The sequence below is a fragment of the Bacillus taeanensis genome (genome assembly GCF_003318295.1).
GTDB lineage: Bacteria > Bacillota > Bacilli > Bacillales > UBA6769 > Maribacillus > Maribacillus taeanensis.
The window spans coordinates 156,350-180,867 of the sequence record NZ_QOCW01000001.1 but is presented as its reverse complement, the minus strand read 5'-3'; the positions used below and the strand labels follow the sequence as shown (position 1 = coordinate 180,867).

Genomic DNA, 24,518 nt, shown 5'->3' with positions numbered 1-24,518 from the left:
CTTTTTATTTTGTATTTTTAAAATAAAAAGCATTTTACAGTACATTATAGCAAAGATTGGCGGTTTCGTTAGTAGGAATTATCATTGATCTTTTCAATAATTTCTTGCTTTATCTTTTTTAAAAAAGGGAAAACTAACCGAAAACAGTTCAACGGAGTGACAGTTATGGTAATAAATGAAAAAGATCTTTATTCACAAGGCTTGCGAATAAATGTGCAAAATGTAGATGTTTATTATGAAAAATATGATCATCCCTATCAAAAAAACAAACCTACATTTTTAATGATACACGGTTTTCTTTCCTCAACATTTAGTTTTCGCAAACTGCTTCCATTTTTAATAAGCGAATACTCAGCTATCTCACTTGATTTACCTGGTTTTGGAAAGACAGAAAAATCAACAAAATTTATTTATTCTTATCAAAACTACGGTAAGCTTGTTGTCGATTTTATAAAACAGCTGAAGTTAAAAAACGTTATTATTGTAGGACATTCCATGGGCGGTCAAATTGCACTTCAAGTTGCTAAACAAGCACCTGAACTTGTAAAAAAGTGTATCTTAATCGGGGCTTCAAGTTATTTAAAACGAGCGAAACGTGTTGCTGTTTATTCCTCTTATATCCCATTTGTAACTTGGTTTATGAAGAGATGGTTTGAAAAAAAAGATGTAAAAGAAAATTTGCTTACTGTGGTGCATAATAAAAACCTTGTCGATGACGAGCTCATTCAAGGATACAGCAAGCCTTTTGAAGATAAACATTTTCTTGATTGTATGATTCGTCTGCTTCGTCATCGTGAAGGAGATCTTTCTTCAGAAGAATTACAAAAAATAAATACACCTTGTCTGCTTATATGGGGCAAAGAAGACAAGGTTGTCCCTGTAAACATTGGTCAAAAACTTGTTCATGATTTGCAGCATGCCGAACTTAAAATATATGAAAAAACGGGTCATCTCGTTTGTGAAGAAAAACCTGAACGCCTCTATAAAGACATCCTTTCCTTTATTTAATTTTCAACACGCAATGATCCAAGATAGAGAATATCTGCAGGCGGCTTTTCAATGTAATGAAATTGTGTTGGAAAGCCTGCTTCTTTTTGTTTCACGTACGTTCTTTCTGTAATCGGTCTTGGTCTTGACCAAGTAATGGATTCAGGGTTTTGCCAAGAGTCATGCGTAATAAGCTCTTGTTTAAAATAATAACGATTCCCGCTCGGATATTCTTCACAAATGTATCTTACAGTATGACGACTATGCATGTTCCCAACTCCTTTATAAAAAATAACTTCCACTATTTTCTCCGATTGCATATAAAATCATACCTTTTAACCTTTATTAAAGGAATACTCTATTAGCGAGCTCTGTTGATTACTTCTTTTTTGTATAAAAATAGCATTGTTGTCTCATCATAAAAATAGCAAAAAAGGAAGAACGGTGAGACAGGTTATGAAAAAAAAGCTTTTTTCTCGTTCAGCTGAACGAGAAAAAGAAACGATTCCTAATTTTATTGCAGAATTAAAGAAATCAGCTGACTTTCTTTGCTATCTCAATCATACAAGTTTAAACCCATATATGATTTGTTATTATCGCCCCCTTATAGATGGGGAGATTGTCCATCGTGATGTTCTTCCTCATTTTAATAGGGATTTATTAAAAACAATAAAAGAGCTTAAAAGTAAGCTTTCAATTGAAAATGTGAAAATTTCACAAGACCCTAATGAAATGAGAGAAAAACTGCTTCAAGGTTATATTCTCTTACAGCTTATAAGCGACGAGGAGAATTATTTACTAGTTCCTGCGCCGCTGCATAAAGAACGGCAAGTATCTCTTCCAGAAGTAGAATTTAGTGTTGTCGGGCCAAAAGAAGCGTTTGTAGAATCTCTGGATGCGAATTTAAATTTAATACGCAAACGACTTCCCACCCCTCAATTAAAAGTAAAAGAAATTGAAATCGGGAGTTTATCTAGTACAAAAGTAGCTATTTTGTACATGGAAGAGATTACAAACGATCAATATGTAGAAACACTTTCTCAACGGCTAGAAAGTGTTGAATTTGACCAAGTGATCGATAGTTCCTATTTAACGCAGATGATTGAAGACAACAGTCGTTCTCTTTTTCCGCAATTGATTGATACAGAACGTCCCGACCGTGTGGCTGCATCACTTGCTGAAGGGAAAGTTACTTTTCTTGTTGATGGCTCTCCCCACGCTGTAACAGGACCAACAACATTAGTGGAATTTTTTTCAGCGTTTGAAGATTATTTTTTATCATGGCATATTGCCTCTTTCTTTCGTCTTGTCAGAATATTTGCTGTATCATTTTCTATTTTTGCAACACCTGTTTATGTTGCCGTTATTACCTATCATTATGAACTCATTCCAAAAGATTTGTTAGGAACACTCGTGTCTTCAAGAAGTCAAATTCCTTTTCCGCCCGTATTAGAAGCAATCTTTCTCGAAATCACCATTGAGCTGCTGCGCGAGGCCGGAGCCCGCCTTCCAACAAAAGTCGGACAAACAATCGGGATCGTAGGCGGGATCGTTATTGGAACGGCTTCTGTAGAAGCTGGATTAACGAGCAATGTATTGCTCATTATTGTCGCATTATCAGCACTTGGGTCATTTACAACACCTGTCTATCGGATGGGTAATACGATTCGAATTTTACGGTTTCCATTTATAATATTTGCACAGTTTTGGGGCCTATTAGGAATTATGATTTGTACTTGTTTTGTATTAACGCATTTATTGCGGCTAACGTCTTTAGGAAGCCCTTATATGGCACCTATTTATCCGCCAAGAATACCTGATTTAAAAGATGCCTTATTTCGCCTGCCGTTTTCTAGACAATCATTACGACCAATGCAGCTTCGAACCAAAAATCCTGTGCGCTTTAACGTAAAGCGTGATAAACAAAATAAAGATATCGATGAATAAAGAGAGGTGAGACCGATGCCGACTGCAGTAAAAGAGGAACTCCTTATTTCCCCATTCCTTGCATTTTTTATTGTTCATTCCATTCAGCTCGGTGTCGGTATATTAGGGTTTCAACGTCATATTGCCGAAATAGCAGGATATGATGGATGGATTTCTGTTTTACTTGCAGGCATTACAATCCATCTTGTCGTTTGGATCATGTACCAACTTCTTAACGACCATCAAAATGATCTCATGCTCATTCATGAAAACATATTTGGTAAATGGATTGGTAAGCTGTTTAGCTTTGTATTTATGATTTATTTTATCTTTATTGCCCTTACCGTTTTGCGTACCTATCTTGAAGTGATTCAAGTTTGGCTTTTCCCTCAACTAAATATGTGGACATTTAGCTTGATCTTTCTCATCCTTGCCTATTACATTGTGTCATCCGGTTTTCGAGTCGTAGCTGGGATTTGTTTTCTCGGTGTCATTCTCCCGATGGGATTGCTCGTTACCCTTTTATTTCCATTACAGCACGGTCATTTCGCAAATCTTTTCCCGGTGTTGGATCATCCCTTTTCAGCGATCCTCGGCGCCACAAAAGAAATGGTCCTTAGTTATTTAGGATTTGAAGTATTGCTAATTGTTTATCCGTTTTTAAAAAATCCAGAGAAATCACGAAAGTGGACCCATTATGGAGCTGCCTTTACAACTTTTATCTACTTAGTTGTCACCCTCGTGACATACACATTTTACAGCGAAGGACAGCTAGCGCAAACCATTTGGCCAACCTTAACGCTTTGGAAAATTGTATCGTTTCCATTTTTAGAGCGTTTTGAATATATCGGGATTTCAATATGGGCGATTGTTGTTTTACCAAACATTTGTTTAGCATTATGGGGAGCTTCTAGAATTGGTAAAGTTATTTTTTCGATTAAACAGCGAACAATTGCATTAATTCTTCTTCCAATTATTTATGTTAGTAATAATTTATTAACATCAAGGGAAGCGATTGATATGGTCAACAGCAACTTTGCGAAAGTAAGCTTTTACTTAATTTACTGCTACATCCCTATATTATTAATATTGCAGTGGATTGTTAATAAAGTGAGGAAGAAAGCATGAAAAAGTTTCTTATTATGTTAGCTGCCTGCTTTTTATTAAGCGGTTGTGTAGAAGAAGAAATTATTGATGACATTCAATTAATGTTCGCTGTCGCCTATGACCCCGGGGAAGATGGAAAAATTAAAGGAACGGTCTCCACCCCAATCTTCACACCAGACCAAAAAGTGAAGACAGAAACATATTCAAACAGCGCTCATACAAGTAAAGGAATTAATTCAAAGATCAACTCAGAATCACCAGAACCAGTTGTAAGCGGCAAAGTAATGGTTGTTATTTTCAACAAGGAACTTGCTGCAAAAGGTCTGATCCATCTTGTTGACACCCTGCAGCGTGACCCGAGCATTGGCCGACATGTCCATCTCGCTGTATCTGAAGGAGAAGCGGCACCGCTGCTTGAATCAGAATATACGACAACAGACAGTACAGGCATGTATTTATCAAATATCATTGATCAAAATATTAAGTATCATCTCCTTCCAAAAACAAATTTACATACCTTTTTGTATCAATATTTTGGCAAAGGAATAGATCCTTATTTACCAATTATCAAAAAACACGGGGAGCACAATCACGCTCTTATTGAAGGACTTGCCTTATTCAACGATGAAAAATTTGTTGATAAACTTGAATATAAATACATGTTTACGTTCCAGGCATTGGCAGGTGAATTTAAAGATGGTTATTATGAATTAGTTTTGAAAAACGATCACGCCGCAACAATCTTTCCAATTGACTCTGATATTAATTACCATATTAACAACGTAAACAATATTCCTGAAATTGTAATTGATATTGAATTAAAAGGCATTATTTCAGAATATACAGAGGCCAAAATAACTAAAGAAACATTAAAAAAAATCGAAACAGAACTAGAGGAGAAACTCCAAAAGCAGTCTAAATTATTAATTGATAAATTTCAAAAATTAAATGTAGATCCGCTTGGATTAGGTCATATTGTTAAAAGTAAAACAAGGAATTGGAAAGAAGAGGATTGGAAAAACGTTTATCCTGAGGCAAGCATTAAAGTAAAAATAAAAACTAAAATAATTGAATCAGGTGTGGTGAGATAAAAATTATACAAAAGTGACTTTATCAGATCATTTCAATAATCATAAAAAAGGCTGTCTCATTCGGCACTACCCGCTTGAGACAGCCAGATTATTTTTTATGATAATTCACATTCTTGACCTTTAATTATGAGAAGCTCTCCTGCAATACGGCTGCATTCTTTCATTGGTATTAATTGTTCAAATGAATACTCATAGATACGCTGAATTGTTTCGGCAAGCTCTTTTACAGAATCGAGTTCATGAACGGCCTGCAGCACATCAACATGTTCTGTTTCATAAGTACCTTCTCCTAAATGAAACGGATCCCACTGATTTAATACGTCTAATAACTGCAAATTTGTTTTTTGAATAGGATTCACTTTCTTTCACCCTCTTTACACTAGACTGCTCGTTCTATTTTATCATGATTTTTTTAAAAACAGCATTTACAAAATACCAATTACATCTAAAAACACAATGACAATGATAACAGGAATCACATAACGAATTAACAAAAACCAGAGTGAAAACAAGCGAAGACGATTTGATGCACCCTTTGTAATTTCCTGCAGTAATGTTTTTTTAGAAATGCGGCGCGGCACAAAAATAGCGATTAACAATGCACCAATTGGCATTAAAATATTGCTTACTAAATAGTCAGCTAAATCAAAAATTGTTTTTTCGAACAATGTAATCTCACCTAATATACCAAACGAAAGGGCCGCTGGTATGCCTACAAGAAAGATAATGAACCCAGAAACCCAAGTTACTTTCACACGCTTTTCATTATTTCCACGAGCTAATGAGGAAACAATAATTTCAAGCATGGAAAACGCTGATGTTAAAGTTGCAAATAAAAATAAACCTAAAAAGATCATAAGAAATATAAAGCCAAACGGCATTTGTTGAAAAACAGCCGGAAGTACGATAAATAAAAGCCCCGGTCCACCCGCTGGTTCAAATCCGAATGAAAAAACAGCTGGAAAAATAGCAAGCCCTGCTAATAATGAAATAAATACATTCATGACAACGATTGAGAATGCAGATCGTGTTAAATCTTCTGTTTTTGATAAATAAGAGCTGTATGTGACCATCACAGATACGCCAACACTAAGCGCAAAAAATGATTGTCCCATTGCAAACAAAATACTTTCAGAAGATAACACGGAAAAATCAGGCTTTAAGAAAAACGACACACCCGCTAAGGCGTCCTCTAATGTTAATGAACGGACAATTAATATTATAAACGCAATAAATAAGGCAGGCATCATATAACGACTTGCTGTTTCAATTCCTCTTTGAATTCCTTTTGCCACAACAACCATCACAATGATCATAAAACTAAACTGCCCTATCACAGCATACACTGGGTGTGAAATTAGCATACCAAACAATGCTTCATAATCTTGCCCTGTTAAATTCCCAGTAATTCCGTAACCAATATATAATAAAATCCAACCGCCCACAACGCTGTAAAAAGATAATAGTATAAAACAAGTAACAACCCCAAGTCGTCCAATAAGATGCCAACTTGTACCGGGAGCGATGGCCTTATACGCAGAAATGGCTTCCTTTTGTGTGCTTCGTCCAATAATAAATTCAGCTAATAATAAAGGAAGTCCTACAAGAAGGGTAAATAAGATGAAAATAAGGAAAAAGGCTCCTCCTCCGCTGTTTCCTGCTACATAAGGAAACTTCCATATTGCTCCAAGTCCAATTGCTGAACCTGCAGCAGCTAATATAAATCCTATCTTTGATGTCCACTGCTCTCGTTGATCCATTATTTCTCTCCTTTATTTTTCACTTCATAAAAAATAACGCTGCTTTTGTACAGCATCTAAAAAATAAATGTACTAGGAACCTTGTTAAAAGTAAAGACAACTTTATAAAAAAAGAAGGAGCTTCGTGTGAAGTCCTTCTTTTTTGATGCTTAATTTACTTTTTCAACAACAATATGAGCCTCTGTTAAATCGACTTTAATTGTTTTTACATGTTCTTCATCTAAAATTAAGTCTGTAATACCATCTTCTACCTTTTCTTGGATCACACGGCGAAGTGGGCGGGCACCGAAGCGCTCATCATAGCCAAGTTCAGCAAGCTTTGCTTTAGCAGCTTCTGTGATTTCTAGTGTAATCTCTACTTCTTCAAGCTTTTCTTCTACTTCTGCAATCATCAAATCAACAATTTGAATGAGATCTTCTTGGACGAGATGATTAAATGAAACAATGGCATCAAAACGATTTAAAAACTCCGGCTTAAAGTAACTGCTTAATGATTCAAGTGTTGTCACTGCTTCCGTTTTTTCTTGACCGAAACCTACTTTTACTTTCTTTTCAGCAACACCTGCATTACTCGTCATAATAATCACCGTATCTTTAAAGCTAACGGTACGTCCTTGACTATCTGTTAAACGACCATCCTCCATAATTTGCAGGAACATGTGCTGTACGTCAGGGTGCGCCTTTTCAATTTCATCTAATAAAATAATGCTGTATGGGTTACGGCGCACTCTTTCTGTAAGCTGACCAGCTTCTTCATGACCTACATATCCTGGAGGTGACCCAATAATTTTTGAAACAGCATGCTTTTCCATATATTCACTCATATCAAGACGAACGAGTGAATCTTTACTACCAAATAGTTCTTCGGCAAGACATTTTGTGAGCTCTGTTTTACCAACACCAGTTGGTCCGACAAACAAGAATGAACCAATTGGACGTGTTTTCGCTTTTAGTCCTGCGCGGCTGCGGCGAATTGCTTTTGCCACCGTTTGAACCGCTTTTTCCTGACCAATCACATGAGCTGATAAGCGCTCCGCAAAATTTTTCATTTTTGCTTGTTCATCCTGCTGTAATTTACGAACAGGAATAGTTGTTTTTTCTTCAATAAGAAGCTGAATATCTTCTACTGTAACAACTGGCTTTTCAACGTTTGCTGCTTCTGTTAGCTTTTCTTCAAGCTGTAATTCTTTTTGTCTTAATTTAGCTGCTTTTTCATAGTCTTCCTGCTCAGCAGCTTTTTGCTTTTGCTTCTCAATTTCTGAAAGCTGCTTTTGAATTTCTTCTTCATCTGAATAAGATAGCGTTAAATTAAGTTTAGCGCCTGCTTCATCTAATAAATCAATCGCTTTATCTGGTAAGAAACGATCTTGAATGTAGCGCTGTGAAAGAGTAACACATGCTTTAATCGTTTCTTCGTCATACTGCACACCGTGATATTGTTCATATTTTTCCTTTAAACCATTTAAAATTTTAATCGCATCATTAGCAGTCGGCTCATGAACGATAATTGGCTGGAAGCGGCGCTCTAATGCGGCATCTTTTTCAATCATGCGGTACTCTTTTAATGTTGTTGCCCCAATGACTTGTAATTCTCCGCGTGCGAGAGCCGGCTTTAAAATATTTCCTGCATCCATTGATCCTTCAGCAGAACCTGCACCGACAAGCTGATGAATTTCGTCTACAAATAAAATGACATTTTTACGTTTTTGGAGCTCGCTAATTAACCCTTTCATGCGCTCTTCAAATTGACCGCGAACACCTGTATTCGCTACAAGTGAGGCCACATCAAGCAAATAAACTTCTTTGTTTACTAATTTTGAAGGTACGTTTCCTTCTGCAATTTTTAAGGCAAGTCCCTCTGCAATCGCTGTTTTACCAACACCAGGCTCACCTATTAAAACAGGGTTGTTTTTATTGCGGCGATTTAATGTCTCAATCACGCGCTTCACTTCTTTATCTCGACCAATAACAGGATCAATTAACCCCGCTTTTGCAGCATCCGTTAGGTTACGGCCAAGCTGATCTAACAGTCCGCTGTGACCATTTTTCCCTTTATGTTGACTTTGATTATTGACAGCATCTTGATTCATTTGATCAAAGAAAGAACCAAATGCTGAGTTAGAATCAAAGAAATTAAATCCTGCTGGGTGATTCATTTCTTGACGAATTTCATTATAACAATTCTCACAAAGATTTAGCTTTTGTTTATTATGATTAATTTGAATATTCATTTGAATAGAAGCAGGGTTGAGTTGACACTTTTGACATTGCATCATAAATTCCTCCCTTTATAAATCTATAATAAAAGTTCAGTCTTTATTTGACTTTGACTATCTTTGACTAACTTTGTCTTTATTATACTCTGACCTTATTTGACTTTCAAGTGTTTTGTTTAAAAAATTAAAAAAAGCCTGCTGACAATCATGTCAACAGACTTTCATTTAAATAAAATAGCCAAGCAGTAAGCCTACAGCAGCGAGAAAACCAAACGATGTATGAGTTTGTGCTGTTGCTTTCATCGCCGGCATCATTTCAATCGGCTTCTTTTTACCTACAAATCCTTTTACTGCTTCCACAGCCTTTGAGATGCTTAAAAAAGAAAGAAGTAAAAATGGTGTGGAAGAAACAAAAAGAATCATCCCAATAATCCAAAGGTAAGAAACGATAAACATTCCTGCTAAAAAGTGAATCGAGTGATGATGACCAAGTAAGATTGCAATCGTGCGTCGGCCGCTTCGTTTATCTCCTTCTAAATCACGAATATTATTTGCGGTTAAAATCGCCCCGCATAAGATCGAGATTGGTATCGAAATTAAAATACTTTCAAGCGTAATCGTCCCTGTTTGAATATAAAAAGCAATTAAAATAATAATAAGTCCCATAAACAGCCCTGCAACTAATTCACCAAATGGAGAATAAGCAATTGGATACGGTCCTCCTGTATAAAAGTAGCCTGCTGCCATGGAAATAATTCCGACAGCGCCAATCCACCAGCTGCTGTTTATACAAATATAAATTCCTAAAGCAAGTGCTGATGCAAAGAAAATAAAAGCAAGCTTTAAAATAAATTTTGCATCAATTCCTTCGCGAACAATAGCTCCTCCAATTCCTACAGATTCAGCTGTATCTAACCCTCTTTTATAATCGTAATACTCATTAAACATGTTTGTCGCTGATTGAATCAATAAAGAAGCAATTAACATCGCAGCAAAGAGCAGCCAATTAACTTCACCAAGCTCTAAGGCAAGTGCTGTCCCAATTACTACCGGAATAAATGCCGCTGTTAGTGTATGAGGGCGTAACAGCTTCCACCATACCTGCCAGCTTGTTTTTGGATATTTACTACCTTCCATAAGCTCCTGCATAACGGTACTCCTTTCCTATCATATAAAATTGTTACAATGTACCTGTTCACCTTACTGTATCTATTGTCGAAATTTGCATAAAATGAAGAAAAGCGCAAGTAAATTTTATAATTTTACGCAACTTCAAATAACATTACAAGTGTAAATAATAAAGCAAGACAGTTATACAGGTCGGATATTAGCTATTCTAAGTTTAGAAAAATAGCGATGTCATGTCAATCGTTTCCTAAGCTGAATGAAATTGTGAACGATAGAAAAACAAGCTTTTTTCAAACTGTTTTTAAAAATATCATTCACATGCTTGTTTATTGACAATTAAAGACATGAAGGTGTATCTTTGAATAGCTTAGGCTAATTTATGATGCCTATAGTGTATGGAATGAACGTGGGGGGAAATATTGTGGTTGGCATTCAACAACATGAGCTGCATAACCTGCTTGTTCAAGGAGTTGAACGAGCGTGCAAACAAAATACAACTGTCCTTGTCAGTCATACGATAGAAGTAAAAACACCTGTTCATCCATTCTCTTTTTTCACTTCGGGATCTCATTATAAAGGAAGTCGTTCTTTCTGGTCTGATCCTACAGGAGAATTTCAACTCGTTGGTCTTGGAACGTGCATCGCATTGAACTCAAACTTCAGCAAGCGTTTTCGAGGTGTTGAAAAAGAATGGAAGGAACTGCTTCAATCTAGTATTATTCATGCACCAAATAATGAACCAGGAACAGGACCGACATTAATTGGTGGTTTTTCATTTGATCCTTTAAAACCAAAAACTGAACTTTGGCGCTGTTTTCCTGATACACGCATGACATTGCCAACATTTATGCTAACAGTAAACAAAGAAAAAACATGGCTGACGATAAACGCCTTGCTTGACGAAGAAAATCATCCAAGTACGATCGCAAATCAGTTAATGAAAGAACAAGAAATGCTTTTAAAAAATACAGACATTACTCTTCCTGAACCTGCACCGTTTTATATAGAAGAAATTGTTCCTCAAGAATGGATGCGTACTGTTGAAAAGACAGCAAAGCAAATTCAAGAAGGAATCATCGAAAAACTTGTTCTAGCTCGAGAAGTAAGGATTCACTCAGAAGAAGTCCTATCTGCGGAAAGTATTTTATTTACTCTCTATCACCAGCAGCCACAAAGTTACTTATTTGCTTTTGAAAGTGAAAATGATTGCTTTTTAGGTGCCTCACCTGAACGATTAGTCAAACGAGAAGGTGATCGTTTTCTTTCTACATGCTTAGCAGGATCCATTCGCCGCGGTGTTTCAAAAGAAGAAGATATTCAATTAGGGGAATCGCTTTTAAACGATGAAAAAAACCGCCATGAACATCAATTAGTTGTTGATATGATTAAAGAAGCAATGGTTGCTGTTTGTGAAGAGGTGTATGCACCAACTGAGCCTATTTTATATAAAGCAAGAGATATTCAACATCTTTATACTCCTGTTACAGCTAAAGCAGACAACCACTCTCTGCTCGCGGTTGTCGAACAGCTCCATCCAACACCTGCGCTTGGCGGGTATCCGCAGAAAGAAGCTGTGAAAAAGTTACGAGAAATGGAAAAGTTAGACCGCGGCTGGTATGCAGGACCTATCGGATGGATCGATTATAGACAAGATGGAGAATTTGCTGTGGCAATACGCTCCGGTCTTCTCCAAGGCAAGGAAGCTTCTCTTTTTGCCGGATGTGGAATTGTCGGAGATTCCGATCCTCTCAGCGAATATAAAGAAACACAAATTAAACTTCAGCCAATGCTCTCTGCATTAAGGGGGAATCATTCATGACGATGCAAGACACACTTGCAGCTTACGGAGGCGCCTTTGTCGATGAACTCGTTCACAGCGGCATAACTCATGTCGTGATCAGCCCAGGATCACGTTCCACTCCACTTGCCTTATTAATGTCTGCTCATCCGTCTCTCAATGTATGGATGCATATTGATGAGCGTTCTGCAGGCTTTTTTGCGTTAGGAATCGCCAAAGCAAAAAATGAGGCTGTGGCTCTTTTATGTACATCAGGAACAGCGGCAGCAAATTATTATCCAGCTGTTATTGAAGCCCACTATGATCGAGTTCCACTGTTGGTCATAACGGCAGATCGCCCGCATGAACTGCGTGATGTTGGAGCACCGCAAGCAATTCATCAAGTTGATTTATTTGGTAAATACCCAAAATGGTTTGCAGATATGTCTCTTCCTGAAGAAAGCAGTCATATGATAATCTATGCACGAAAAATGGCAGCACGAGCAGCGGCAGCAACTTTAACAGCACCTGCTGGACCTGTTCATTTAAATTTTCCATTTCGCGAACCGTTAATACCAAACTTAGCGCTCCCCTCTTTATGGGAAAATGGCCGTCAAAAGAGGCAGCAATATACAACCGTTTTAGAAGGAAAAAATTCACTTTCCAACTATCAGTTTGACCAACTCATGAAAGAAATAAACGGAAAGTGCGGATTAATTGTATGCGGACCCGATTATAACAATCAATATATCCAGGCAGTCACAGCGCTTTCTGAAACACTAAAATTTCCGATTCTTGCTGACCCTCTTTCACAACTTCGAAGTGGATCGCATGATAAACGTTGGGTCATTGAGAGTTATGACGCCTTTTTAAAAGAAGAAACCGTATCAACAACTCTAAAACCAGAAGTGATTATACGCTTTGGTGCCATGCCTGTTTCAAAAGCATTTCTTTTATATATAAAGAAACACCCGGCATGTCGTCAAATTATTGTAGATGAAGGAAAAGGATGGAGAGAGCCGACTTTACTTGCTTCAGAGATGATTTATACAAATCCTGAAACATTTTGTGAGGGGTTAATTGAAAGTATCCATAAAAATGAAAATGGACAAGCACAAAGTACAAATTGGGGACAACAGTGGCTTTCGATAAATGAAAAAGCAAAAGAAGTCCTGGAGCTCAAAAGTGAAACTAACCTTTTTTTTGAAGGACAAGTATTTCCTGAGCTTACAAAACTTCTTCCACCTAACAGCACATTGTTTGTAGGAAACAGTATGCCTGTAAGAGATCTTGATACATTCTTTCTTACAAATGAGTTAAATGTCCGTACAATGGCAAACCGCGGCGCAAATGGCATTGATGGCATTATTTCAAGCGCTCTTGGAGCAAGCACAAATGGCGAGCCGCTCGTTCTTGTAATTGGCGATTTATCTTTTTATCATGATTTAAACGGCCTGTTAGCCGCCAAACTTCATGAATTAACTATTACGATTATTGTTCTTAACAATGATGGCGGCGGTATTTTTTCTTTCTTACCGCAATCAAAAGAAAGCGAGCACTTTGAAAAACTATTTGGCACACCAATTGGGCTTGATTTTGAACACACGGTTACGATGTATAACGGAAACTTCACTCGAGTTTCTTCGTGGGAAGATTTTAGAAGTGTTGTTAAAGAAAGCCTGAGCGGAAAAGGACTAAATGTCATTGAAGTACCAACAGATCGAAATGACAATGCCGTTAAACATCATGAAATTTGGGAAGCTGTAAAAAAAGCTGCAAAAAGCACTTTATTAGGAGCTGAAAATTCATGATTGTAACATTAAACGATGTTTCGTATTATGTTGAAATTGAAGGAGAGGGACCTCCTCTCCTTCTTCTTCATGGCTTTACCGGCAGTCTTCAAACATGGGCTCCTTTTCTTCCAATGCTGACGAAAAAACATAAAGTTATTACAATTGATATTATCGGTCATGGACTTTCTCAATCTCCAGAAAACGCAGCACGTTATACAATGGAAAATGTTTCAGCCGATCTTCTTTCATTATTAAATCAGCTTGAAATTGAAAAGATCAATATAGTTGGCTATTCAATGGGAGGACGTCTTGCTTTATATTTTGCGCACAAATACCCTGAACGTGTAAACAAATTGATCCTAGAAAGCAGCTCCCCTGGATTAGAAACAAAGGAAGAGCAGGAGACCCGTGTCAAACAGGATGAAACCTTAGCGAATTTTATTAAAGAAAACGGCATTAAAGCATTTGTGGAAAAATGGGAAAACATTCCCCTTTTTAACACTCAAAAAGCATTACCTGACAAAGTTCAGGACAAGCTAAGAAAAGAACGTTTAAACAATAATATAGTTGGACTTGCAAACAGCCTGCAGGGAATGGGTACAGGAATTCAGCCCTCTCTTTGGGACAAACTTTCTTCATTGGAGATACCTATTCTTCTCGTCGTGGGAGAAAAAGATGAAAAATTTTGTGTCATTGCAGAAAAAATGAAAAATCTGCTCCAAAATGCTCAAATTAAAAAAATTTCACAGGCAGGACATGCAATTCATCTAGAATCTCCACAAACTTTTGTTACAATAATAGTGGACTATTTACATACAGTGTCCTAGTTTTTAATGATTAAAAGGAGGAAATCAATATGGCAGTTGAATGGAAAGCAGAACGCCGCTATGATGAGATTTTATATGAAACATATAACGGCATTGCAAAAATTACAATTAATCGTCCGGAAGTGCATAATGCCTTCACCCCAAAAACAGTACACGAACTAATTGATGCATTTGCATATGCGCGTGACGATTCAGAAGTTGGCGTTATTATTTTAACAGGTGCAGGCGGAAAAGCATTCTGCTCCGGCGGCGACCAAAAAGTACGCGGTCACGGCGGATATGTAGGCGATGATCAAATCCCTCGCTTAAACGTACTTGATTTACAGCGTTTAATTCGTACGGTTCCAAAACCAGTTATCGCCATGGTTGCAGGTTACGCAATTGGCGGCGGTCATGTCCTTCATGTTATATGTGACTTAACGATTGCTGCTGATAACGCAGTATTCGGCCAAACTGGTCCTAAAGTAGGAAGCTTTGACGCAGGATATGGTGCAGGTTATTTAGCGCGTATCGTTGGCCATAAAAAGGCGCGTGAAATTTGGTTCTTATGCCGTCAATACAATGCCGAAGAAGCACTTAAGATGGGACTTGTTAACACAGTTGTACCGCTTGAAAAACTTGAAGAAGAAACCATTCAGTGGGCAGAAGAAATGCTTGAAAAAAGTCCAACAGCTCTTCGCTTCTTAAAAGCATCCTTTAATGCTGATACAGACGGTCTTGCTGGTCTTCAGCAGTTCGGTGGTGACGCAACACTTCTTTACTATACAACAGATGAAGCAAAAGAAGGCCGCGACGCGTTTAAAGAAAAGCGTAAACCGGATTTCAAACAGTTCCCGCGTTTTCCTTAAATCGAAATGATAGAATCTATAACCAGTCAGCTTGATGAACCATTCATCAAGCTGATTTTGTCTATAAGGAGAGATTTTTTATGCCAGAAACAATTCCTAATTGGCTTTATAAACGTGCATCGGCCACACCAAACCGAATTGCTCTTCGTACAGAGAATGAATCATGGACCTTTAAAAAACTCGATGAACGCGCTCAAACTTTCGCTAAACAATTTGCATCAATTGGTATTAAAAAAGGAGATTTTACGGCTCTTCTTGTTGAAAACAGCATTCAGACAGCAGCAATTATTCATGCCCTTCAATATCTCGGTGCTGTAATCGTACCGCTTAACAATCGATTAACACCTAATGAACTAATTTTTCAATTAAAAGATTGTCAGGCAGATCTTCTATTTTACGATCAATCATTTTCTGAATCAGTAAAAACAATTTCTAAAGATCTTCCTGAACTAAAACTCACAACTTATGAAACGTTAACAAGCTTAGTCCCTCTTGAAGTACCATTACAAACGGAAATTTTATTAGATGATCTTCATACGATTATGTATACATCAGGAACAACAGGTAAACCAAAAGGAGTCATGCTTACATACGGTAACCATTGGTGGAGCGCTGTTAACTCATCCTTAAACTTGGGTCTTCATGAAAATGATTGCTGGCTTTGTGCTGTCCCACTGTTTCATATGAGCGGATTGTCGATTTTAATTCGCGGTGTCATCTACGGCAGTTCGGTCATTATTCACGAACGCTTTGAAGCTCAAAAAGTAAATGCAGCGATTATTAATGAAAGAGTTACTATTGTTTCTGTTGTCAGCGCCATGCTTTCAAAGATGCTTTATACTCTCGATCAAAGCTATCCTAAAACATTTCGCTGTGCGCTGTTAGGTGGTGGTCCCGCTCCACTGCCGCTTCTTGAAGTTTGTAAAGAGAAAAATATACCTGTTTATCAAACATACGGGATGACCGAAACGGCTTCACAAGTTGTCACACTATCTTCTGAATATATGTTAGCAAAGCTCGGTTCTGCCGGAAAGCCGCTGTTTACAAATGAATTAAAAATTGAGAAAGATAAAAAAGCTGCTTCACCAAACGAAATTGGGGAGATTGTCGTAAAAGGCCCTACGATTACAAAAGGCTATTTAAATCGAGAAGGTGCTACAAAGGAAGCGATCCAAAACGGCTGGCTTTATACAGGGGATTTAGGCTATTTAGATGAAGAAGGCTTTTTATATGTAATTGATCGGAGAAGTGATTTAATTATTTCAGGCGGAGAAAATATTTATCCGGCTGAAATTGAAGCCGTTCTTTTATCACATCCACATGTTTTGGAAGCCGGTGTTACTGGATTGAAGGATGATCAATGGGGACAGGTTCCAATCGGATTTATTGTTTCAAAAACCAATACATTATCTGAAGAAGAGTTAATCTCATACTGCTCCGAAAGATTAGCGCGCTACAAAGTACCAAAAAAGATTTACTTTGTAAAAGAACTTCCTAGGAATGCTTCAAACAAATTGTTGCGACGAGAGCTGTTACCACTTCTTCCAATGACATAAGGCGGTGAAACATGGAAATTAAACAAATTATCCTGCATCATATTCAAATGCCGCTCGTCTCCCCTTTTACAACAAGTTACGGGGAAACAACGGACAGAGATTTTATTATCGTTGAAATGATTGATGAGAACGGAATTGTTGGCTGGGGAGAATGTGCTGCTTTCGCTTCGCCATGGTATACAGAAGAAACGGTTAAAACAGCTTGGCATATGATGGAAGACTTTTTAATTCCACTTTTATTTAAGACGAATATTGATCACCCTAATGAGTTAACAACACTCTTCTCACCCATTCGCCGCAACAACATGGCAAAAGCCGCGCTGGAAGAAGCTGTATGGGATTTATACGCCAAGCGCCGCAATATTACTCTTGCATCAGCACTTGGAGGAAACAAAGCTCAAATTGAAGTTGGTGCCGCAATTGGTATTCAGTCTTCTACAGATGCACTGATTGATAAAATTGAAGATTATCTTTCTGAAGGCTATAAACGTATTAAAATTAAAATTAAACCAAGTTATGATGTGGAACAAGTTGAGGTTATCCGAAAACATTTTCCTGACCTTCCGCTTATGGCTGACGCAAACTCTGCTTATACGTTAAACGATATAGACGCTTTAAAGGAACTTGATCACTATCATTTAATGATGATTGAACAACCTTTGAGCGTGGATGATATCGTTGATCACGCCAAACTTCAGAAGGCAATAAAAACACCTATCTGTTTAGATGAAAGCATTACATCGTTTGATGATGCGAGAAAAGCGATTGAGTTAAACAGCTGTAAAGTGATAAACCTTAAAATTGGCAGACTTGGCGGAATTAGTGAAACGATTAAAATTCATGATTACTGCCGCGATCACGATATTGCCGTGTGGTGCGGCGGCATGCTTGAGTCAGGAATTGGACGCGCACATAATATCGCTCTTACAACCCTTGAGCATTTTACACTGCCTGGAGATACGTCAGGTTCAGCACGCTACTGGCATAAAGATATTATTGAACCAGAAGTTGTAGTAAAGAATGGTCTGATTGATGTACCAACAGCTCCCGGGATTGGATTTGAAGTGAAGCGTAATGAATTAACAAGGGTAACACTTTATCAAAAAACATTTACAAATTAATTGTTATTATAAATACTCTTCCAACCGCTTCAATTGGGTTGGAAGAGTGTTTGTTTTTATTGTACGGAAATTTTCGATCTGTTACCTTCAAAACTTGGCAGCCAATCCCCATGCGCTTCCATTAAATCATCACACATTGCCACAATCTCATCTAACGATAATTCAGCAGCCGTATGCGGATCGAGCATCGCCGCTTGATAAACAGCCTCTTTTTTTCTCGTCACAGCAGCTTCGATTGTTAACAGCTGTGTATTAATATTAGTGCGGTTAAGGGCTGCAAGCTGCTCCGGAAGATCGCCAACATAACAAGGCGTAATTCCGCTTCTATCCGCTACACATGGTACTTCAACAACTGCTTTTTCTGGAAGATTGCTAATTAATCGGCCTGTATTTAAGACATTGCCGCCAAACTTAAATGGTGCATTTGTCTCAATTGCTTCGATAATTCTTGAACCGTATTCTTTTGAGCGTTCATGTGTTAATTGGTTATTATGAACAACTTGTTCTCTCATTTCCTCCCAATTGGCAATTTGCTCAATACAGCGGCGTGGATATTCATCAAGTGGAATATTGAACTTTTCAATAAGTTCTGGATACTTTGATTTAATGAAATAAGGATGATATTCAGCATTATGCTCAGAAGATTCCGTTACATAATAACCGAACTTATCCATTAATTCAAAACGAATCATGTCATTATGCTTTGATTGCTGCTTTTCTTTTGCCCGTCTTTTAATTTCCGGGTATAAGTCTTTGCCATCTCGTTTTACTTCTAAAAGCCATGCCATGTGATTAATTCCCGCGATTTTTTCCTCTATACCATCTGCGTTCATCCCAAGTGATGCAAATAAATCTTTCGTACAAACTTGTACACTATGACACAATCCAACTGTTTTTACATTCGTATGATGAAGCATTGATCCTGTTAAGACTGCCATTGGATTTGTATAATTTAAAAACCATGCATCAGGGCAAACCTCTTCTATATCTTTCGCAAAATCAAATAAGACAGGAATGGTTCGAAGTGAACGAAAAATGCCGCCAATCCCAACCGTATCGGCAATTGTTTGACGAAGACCATATTTTTTTGGAATTTCAAAATCAATTACCGTGCTTGGCTTATAGCCGCCTACTTGAATCGCATTGATAACATATTTAGCACCTCTTAATGCTTCTTTACGATCTCCATATGCTTTAATTTTTATACTGCTTTTAAAATTGTTTTTTAAATTAATTAACATATTTTCCGAGTCTTTCAAGCGCTGTTCATTAATGTCATAGAGTGCAAATTCAAAACCTTGTAATGCGGGCACCAGCATACAATCCCCAAGCACATTTTTTGCAAAGATCGTACTTCCTGCTCCAAGAAACGTAATTTTAGACATATCATTTCCTCCTTATAAGTAATAAATTGTTTTTGAGATCTAAGAATAAGATTATTCTATTTATTCATATTTCTCTGTTATAACTATAATAAATCGCTTACAATATAATAACAACGGTAATATAGTGTTATTGGAGGGTAATATATTGTCTTACACAAAAGGTGACATAAGTTTCGGAAACTACGGATTTCGTTTTTCAGAACAACCTGAAAACAATCTTGCAAATATATGGTCAATTGGCTTAGAAAAACAAACTTCTACTGCTTATAACTGGAATGGGTTAAAACGAAAAGAGTTAGGAGTGTGTGTCTTTCAATACACCCTCTCTGGAAAGGGAACGTTAGAAATCGAAGGTCAATCATATCCTTTAACAAAAGGACAAGCTTTTTTAGTAACAATTCCAAGCGAGCATCATTACTTTCTCCCTGAAGATAGTGAAGAATGGGAATTTATTTTTATTACACTTACCGGAAAAGAAGCTTTTAGATGTTGGGAGTTTATTAACAGAAAAGCAGGACCTGTCGTTACCTTGTCACCACATTCGACTGTTATTCAACTTCTTATCAATCTCTATAGAGAAACAAGTATGAAACAGCTTAAGGATGGTTATACAGCTTCAGCAAAAGCCTATGAATTTATTATGGAATGCTATCGGTTTGCTAAAAATATTGAAAAGGTTGAACATGCCATTCCTGACAATATAATGAGGGCGATTACTTATATGAATACACATTATCATGAGCAAATTACATTAAATGATATTGCAGAAAAAGTTGAACTGTCGAGGTTTTACTTTATAAAGCAATTTCGTAAACACTTTAATATGACCCCTCTTCACTATTTAACAAAAGTAAGAATGGAAAAAGCAGTTGAACTACTGCGACAAACTGATTTTTCTATTGAAGAAGTTGCTCTTAAAACCGGTTATTCTAACGGCAATTACTTTAATAAAGTTTTTCGAAAAGCTGTCGGAACTTCAGCAGGTCAATTTCGGGAAGGAAAAGATATTGTACCGATTGATCACTTAATCATTGATTAAGATATTTTTAAGGAAATCTAAAAAAGAGAGCAGTGATTTTAACTCATCATTGCTCTCTTGCATGTTATTGTTGATTTAAGGTATCCGTAAACTTCTCAAATGCTGCTATTCCGCTTTCATTACGTTTAAATACACCAGCATGTTCAAGCACCTGCGAGAACTTTAATCCTACTTCTTCTTTCACGATTTGCTCTGCATTTGAACCATTGAGATCAGCATATTTTCCTTTTATCTCTTTTGCCCACTCTAAATGCTTGACGATCTCTTCATGTTTTTCAATTTCTTCTGCAGCATTTTCTTTTACAAGCAGTTCTGAAAGCTTCTTTAATTCTTCTTTTAGGCGTCCAGGCAGTACTGCAAGTCCCATTACTTCAATTAAGCCGATATTTTCTTTCTTAATATGATGCACTTCATGATGCGGGTGGAAAATACCAAGCGGATGTTCATCATTTGTACGATTGTTTCTTAGAACAAGGTCAAATTCAAATTTACCATCGCGCTTTCTAGAAATCGGTGTTACCGTATTATGCGGCTCATCGCCTGAATAAGCGAGTACATTAACCCTTTCATCACTGTAGCCTTTCCATGTTTCATAGATAAAGTTTGCTGCTTCAACAAGTTCAGCGCGATCTTCGCTTTGCAGGCGGATCACAGACATCGGCCACTTTACAATGCCGCCTGTTACATGAGGAAAGGCATTAACTATAAACTCTTTTTCAATTTCAGCTTTTGCCATCGGAAAATCATGACTTCCGCCTTGGAAATGATCATGACTTAAAATCGAACCGCCAACAATCGGCAAATCAGCATTTGAACCAAGAAAATAGTGCGGAAATTTTTCAACAAACTCTAATAAACGCTCGAATGTTTGTTTTGAAATTTTCATCGGCTCATGCTCACCTAAAAAGACGATACAGTGCTCATTATAATAAACATATGGAGAGTATTGTAAAAACCATTGTCTATTTGTTAATTCTACAGGTATAATGCGGTGGTTTTGGCGGGCTGGATGATTGACTCTTCCCGCATATCCGACATTTTCTTTACAGAGTAAACATTTAGGGTAAGAGCTTTGTTTGGCTGTTTTTGCTGCCGCAATTTCTTTCGGATCTTTTTCAGGCTTTGATAAGTTAATCGTAATTTCTAAATCCCCATATTCAGTTGGCGCAACCCAATGTTCATTTTTGGCGATTCGATCTTGACGAATATAATGGGTGTTCTTAGAGAATTCATAAAAGTCTTTTGTCGCTTGTTCCGGTCCTGGGTTTTCATACGTTTCATAAAAGTTACGAATAATTTCCGATGGTTTTGAGACAAAACAACTCATAATCTTTGTATCCAGTAAATCTCGGTATGTGACCGTATTGTCTTCTAATCGACCGTTTTCAAAAGCCCATTCTAAAATATGTTCTAACGGTTCAACAGGAGAATCTAAACTTTCGTCTTTTATCTCAACTTTTTCATAATCATCTAAACGAAGCACTTCTAAAATTGCATTTCGTGTATAATCAACATCCCATTTGCCGATTAAATTGTTTTTTAATCCATATTGAAGCAAACGTTCAATTTCTGTATAAACACTTGCCATCCTTACTCACTCCCATCTCCTTTAAACATGGACAGAGCTGCCTATAAAAAACAGCTATTTTTACTTATTTATTAAGAGCTTTCATAATTTTATTGCAAGACATACAAACGATTAACAGAGGGCCCTTCTGCTGGTGAAGAGACGTGACAACTTTATGACTGCATGTATTCATTAAGATTTAATCTCACATTCTCTTTAGTTGTACTGCTTTGATTGATAACCGCTTGGATGATTAACGTGCCAATTCCATGCATGCGTTACGATTGTTTCTAAATCTGGATACTGCGGATTCCAACCAAGCTCATTTTTCGCTTTTTCCGATGAGGCAATTAAAACAGCCGGATCACCAGCACGTCTTGGTCCAATGACAGCTTTAATTTCTTTTTGTGTAACAGTGCGGCATGTTTCAATCACTTCTTTTACAGAAAAGCCTTTTTCATTTCCTAAGTTGTATACGCCGCTTTCATTCGTTTCTTCAAGCTTTTTAAGCGCTAAGTAATGTGCCTGCGCAAGATCTAAAACATGAATATAGTCACGAATACAAGAGCCGTCTTCTGTTTGATAGTCATCACCAAAAATACTTACATGCTCACGCTGACCGAGTGCAGCCTGGAGAACAATTGGGATAAGATGACTTTCTGGTGTATGATCTTCGCCAATTCGCCCTTGTGGATCTGCTCCGGCTGCATTAAAATAGCGTAAGCAAACGGATTTTAGTCCATACGCATCATTAGACCAGCGCAGCATTTTTTCAATTGCAAGCTTTGTTTCTCCATAAGGATTTGTTGGAAGCGTTGGATCACTTTCTTGAATTGGAATGGATGTCGGTTCACCGTACGTTGCCGCTGTTGAAGAAAAGACGATTTTCTTCACATTATTTTTCACCATGCTTTTAACGAGCTGATAGGAACCAAGTACATTATTATCATAATACTCAAGCGGTTTTTCAACGCTTTCGCCAACGAGAGAGTTTGCCGCAAAGTGAATGACTGCATCAATGGTATGCTTTGAAAAAATATTATCTAACAGCTTTTCATCGCGAAGATCTCCCTCATAAAGCGGCACACCTAACACAGCTTTCTTATGTCCTTTTTGAAGATTATCTAAAACAATAACGTCCTCACCTTGTTCTTTTAAATAAAGAACCGTATGACTTCCGATATAACCTGCTCCACCAGTTACAAGAATTGTCATTACACGATCACTCCTTTTAATTCTTTTACACCGTCACCGATATCACAAATATAAAATGTCGGTGTTAATCCTGTTTGTTTTTCATAGTCCTCTTTTACAGAATCTTTAAATGTTTTAACCGCATCCTCACGAACAATACTTACCGTACAGCCGCCAAACCCTGCACCTGTCATGCGTGTTCCAACACATCCTTCAACTTGGCGCTGCAGCATAAATAAAACATCTAATTCTTTGCCTGTTACTTCATAGTCAAATTGTAAAGATTCATGAGACGCTTTCATCAGTTCACCGAATTCACGAAGGTTGCTGTGGTTTAATGCTTCTTTTGCTTTTACAACGCGTTCGTTTTCAGTTACAATGTGACGAACGCGGCGTTTAATTATATCGCTTTCAAATTTAGACTCAATTTCATTAAACATTTCAACCGTTAGCTCACTTAAATTTTGAAGCGATGAATAAACAGTTTGCGCAGTTTTTAATCCTTCTTCACATTCATCGCGGCGTTCATTATACTTTGAATCGGCAAGACCGCGGCGTTTATTTGTGTTTGTAATGACAATTTTATAATTTGGGAGCGCCAAGCGAACTTTTTCCGTTTCTAATGTCGCACAGTTTAGGAAAAGCGCATGATCTTTCTCACCAAAACCAACGGCAAACTGATCCATAATCCCGCTGTTCACACCAATAAATGTATTTTCCATCCGCTGTACAGCAAGCGCTAAATCGACTCTTTTAATTGAATGATTAAAAAGCTCAGTTAATCCGTAAGCGGTTGTCATGCCAATTGAAGCTGATGATGATAAGCCAGCACCGTTTGGCAGTGTACCATGATAAAGAATATCTGCTCCTGTAAGGTTTACATTTAAAGCTGCCAGTTCTTTAATTATCCCTTTTGGATAATTGCCCCAATCATCTTCCTCTTTATATACTAACTCTTCTAATGAAAAGGAAACTTTTTGTTCAAAATTTGTGCTTCCAAGATAAAACATCTTGTCTTTACGCGGTCTTACTACCATATACGTTCCCATTGTTAGCGCGGCTGGAAATACATAGCCTCCATTGTAGTCTGTATGTTCACCAATTAAATTCACGCGGCCGGGCGCGAAGAAGATTCTTATTTTTTCAGCACTTTCTGAAAAACGAGCAAGAAATTCTTTAATTAATCGTTGTTCCAT

At 37.4% G+C, this 24,518-nt stretch carries 20 protein-coding genes; 11 read left to right on the top strand and 9 right to left on the bottom strand.

What is annotated here, in order from left to right; translation table 11 throughout:
• Nucleotides 1–165 precede the first annotated feature (165 nt).
• Nucleotides 166–1,008 carry an alpha/beta hydrolase gene (locus DS031_RS00905; RefSeq protein WP_113804045.1) on the top strand — a complete coding sequence of 281 codons (843 nt, stop codon included), beginning with the start codon at nt 166–168 and terminating at the stop codon, nt 1,006–1,008.
• On the opposite strand, the gene DS031_RS00900 is transcribed toward DS031_RS00905, so the two are convergent.
• Nucleotides 1,005–1,256, bottom strand: a complete 252-nt coding sequence (locus tag DS031_RS00900) for a hypothetical protein (protein WP_113804044.1) — start codon at nt 1,254–1,256, stop codon at nt 1,005–1,007. The genes DS031_RS00905 and DS031_RS00900 overlap by 4 nt on opposite strands.
• 187 nt (nt 1,257–1,443) lie before the next feature.
• Here DS031_RS00900 and DS031_RS00895 point away from each other — a divergent pair, with 187 nt between their 5' ends.
• From DS031_RS00895 to DS031_RS00885, 3 genes are read left to right on the top strand one after another with little or no spacing between them, the layout of a single operon-like run.
• Nucleotides 1,444–2,934 carry a spore germination protein gene (locus DS031_RS00895; protein WP_113804043.1) on the top strand — a complete coding sequence of 497 codons (1,491 nt, stop codon included), beginning with the start codon at nt 1,444–1,446 and terminating at the stop codon, nt 2,932–2,934.
• 15 nt (nt 2,935–2,949) lie between these two features.
• Nucleotides 2,950–4,041 (top strand): spore germination protein, encoded by a 1,092-nt coding sequence (locus tag DS031_RS00890; protein ID WP_113804042.1) that lies wholly within the window; start codon nt 2,950–2,952, stop codon nt 4,039–4,041.
• Nucleotides 4,038–5,111, top strand: a complete 1,074-nt coding sequence (locus tag DS031_RS00885) for a Ger(x)C family spore germination protein (protein WP_113804041.1) — start codon at nt 4,038–4,040, stop codon at nt 5,109–5,111. The genes DS031_RS00890 and DS031_RS00885 overlap by 4 nt, the downstream gene beginning before the upstream one ends.
• A 95-nt stretch (nt 5,112–5,206) precedes the next feature.
• On the opposite strand, the gene DS031_RS00880 is transcribed toward DS031_RS00885, so the two are convergent.
• From DS031_RS00880 to DS031_RS00865, 4 genes are all read right to left on the bottom strand, one after another.
• Nucleotides 5,207–5,470 carry a DUF1871 family protein gene (locus DS031_RS00880; RefSeq protein ID WP_113804040.1) on the bottom strand — a complete coding sequence of 88 codons (264 nt, stop codon included), beginning with the start codon at nt 5,468–5,470 and terminating at the stop codon, nt 5,207–5,209.
• A gap of 66 nt (nt 5,471–5,536) precedes the next feature.
• The gene (locus DS031_RS00875; RefSeq protein ID WP_113804039.1) at nt 5,537–6,871 is read right to left on the bottom strand and encodes a sodium-dependent transporter; all 1,335 of its coding nucleotides are present in this window, start codon (nt 6,869–6,871) and stop codon (nt 5,537–5,539) included.
• Between the two features lie 149 nt (nt 6,872–7,020).
• Nucleotides 7,021–9,144 (bottom strand): ATP-dependent Clp protease ATP-binding subunit, encoded by a 2,124-nt coding sequence (locus tag DS031_RS00870; RefSeq protein ID WP_113804038.1) that lies wholly within the window; start codon nt 9,142–9,144, stop codon nt 7,021–7,023.
• 168 nt (nt 9,145–9,312) lie between these two features.
• Complete coding sequence (locus DS031_RS00865; protein ID WP_113804037.1) at nt 9,313–10,236, bottom strand: 1,4-dihydroxy-2-naphthoate polyprenyltransferase; 924 nt, start codon at nt 10,234–10,236, stop codon at nt 9,313–9,315.
• Nucleotides 10,237–10,636: 400 nt separating this feature from the next.
• Between DS031_RS00865 and DS031_RS00860 the strand changes: the two genes are divergently transcribed.
• From DS031_RS00860 to menC, 6 genes are all read left to right on the top strand, one after another.
• On the top strand, nt 10,637–12,034 hold the full coding sequence (locus tag DS031_RS00860) for an isochorismate synthase (protein WP_113804327.1): 1,398 nt from the start codon (nt 10,637–10,639) through the stop codon (nt 12,032–12,034).
• A 2-nt stretch (nt 12,035–12,036) separates the two neighbouring features.
• Complete coding sequence (gene menD / locus DS031_RS00855) at nt 12,037–13,803, top strand: 2-succinyl-5-enolpyruvyl-6-hydroxy-3-cyclohexene-1-carboxylic-acid synthase (RefSeq protein WP_113804326.1); 1,767 nt, start codon at nt 12,037–12,039, stop codon at nt 13,801–13,803.
• Nucleotides 13,800–14,612, top strand: coding sequence for a 2-succinyl-6-hydroxy-2,4-cyclohexadiene-1-carboxylate synthase (gene menH, locus DS031_RS00850; RefSeq protein ID WP_113804036.1), 813 nt, complete (start codon nt 13,800–13,802; stop codon nt 14,610–14,612). Before menD ends, menH begins: the two co-directional genes overlap by 4 nt.
• A gap of 29 nt (nt 14,613–14,641) precedes the next feature.
• A complete protein-coding gene (gene menB, locus DS031_RS00845; protein WP_113804035.1) occupies nt 14,642–15,460 on the top strand; it encodes a 1,4-dihydroxy-2-naphthoyl-CoA synthase in 819 nt (272 codons plus the stop codon).
• Nucleotides 15,461–15,540: 80 nt separating this feature from the next.
• Nucleotides 15,541–17,016, top strand: coding sequence for an o-succinylbenzoate--CoA ligase (locus DS031_RS00840; RefSeq protein WP_113804034.1), 1,476 nt, complete (start codon nt 15,541–15,543; stop codon nt 17,014–17,016).
• An 11-nt stretch (nt 17,017–17,027) separates the two neighbouring features.
• On the top strand, nt 17,028–18,137 hold the full coding sequence (gene menC / locus DS031_RS00835) for an o-succinylbenzoate synthase (RefSeq protein WP_113804033.1): 1,110 nt from the start codon (nt 17,028–17,030) through the stop codon (nt 18,135–18,137).
• Between the two features lie 56 nt (nt 18,138–18,193).
• Here menC and melA read toward each other — a convergent pair whose 3' ends face one another.
• Nucleotides 18,194–19,522 (bottom strand): alpha-glucosidase/alpha-galactosidase, encoded by a 1,329-nt coding sequence (gene melA / locus DS031_RS00830; protein ID WP_113804032.1) that lies wholly within the window; start codon nt 19,520–19,522, stop codon nt 18,194–18,196.
• A gap of 145 nt (nt 19,523–19,667) precedes the next feature.
• Here melA and DS031_RS00825 point away from each other — a divergent pair, with 145 nt between their 5' ends.
• On the top strand, nt 19,668–20,561 hold the full coding sequence (locus DS031_RS00825; RefSeq protein WP_181832948.1) for an AraC family transcriptional regulator: 894 nt from the start codon (nt 19,668–19,670) through the stop codon (nt 20,559–20,561).
• Nucleotides 20,562–20,625: 64 nt separating this feature from the next.
• Here DS031_RS00825 and galT read toward each other — a convergent pair whose 3' ends face one another.
• From galT to DS031_RS00810, 3 genes are all read right to left on the bottom strand, one after another.
• Nucleotides 20,626–22,149, bottom strand: a complete 1,524-nt coding sequence (galT, locus tag DS031_RS00820; protein ID WP_113804031.1) for a UDP-glucose--hexose-1-phosphate uridylyltransferase — start codon at nt 22,147–22,149, stop codon at nt 20,626–20,628.
• Between the two features lie 195 nt (nt 22,150–22,344).
• Nucleotides 22,345–23,343, bottom strand: coding sequence for a UDP-glucose 4-epimerase GalE (gene galE, locus DS031_RS00815; RefSeq protein ID WP_113804030.1), 999 nt, complete (start codon nt 23,341–23,343; stop codon nt 22,345–22,347).
• The gene (locus tag DS031_RS00810; RefSeq protein ID WP_113804029.1) at nt 23,343–24,518 is read right to left on the bottom strand and encodes a galactokinase; all 1,176 of its coding nucleotides are present in this window, start codon (nt 24,516–24,518) and stop codon (nt 23,343–23,345) included. Before DS031_RS00810 ends, galE begins: the two co-directional genes overlap by 1 nt.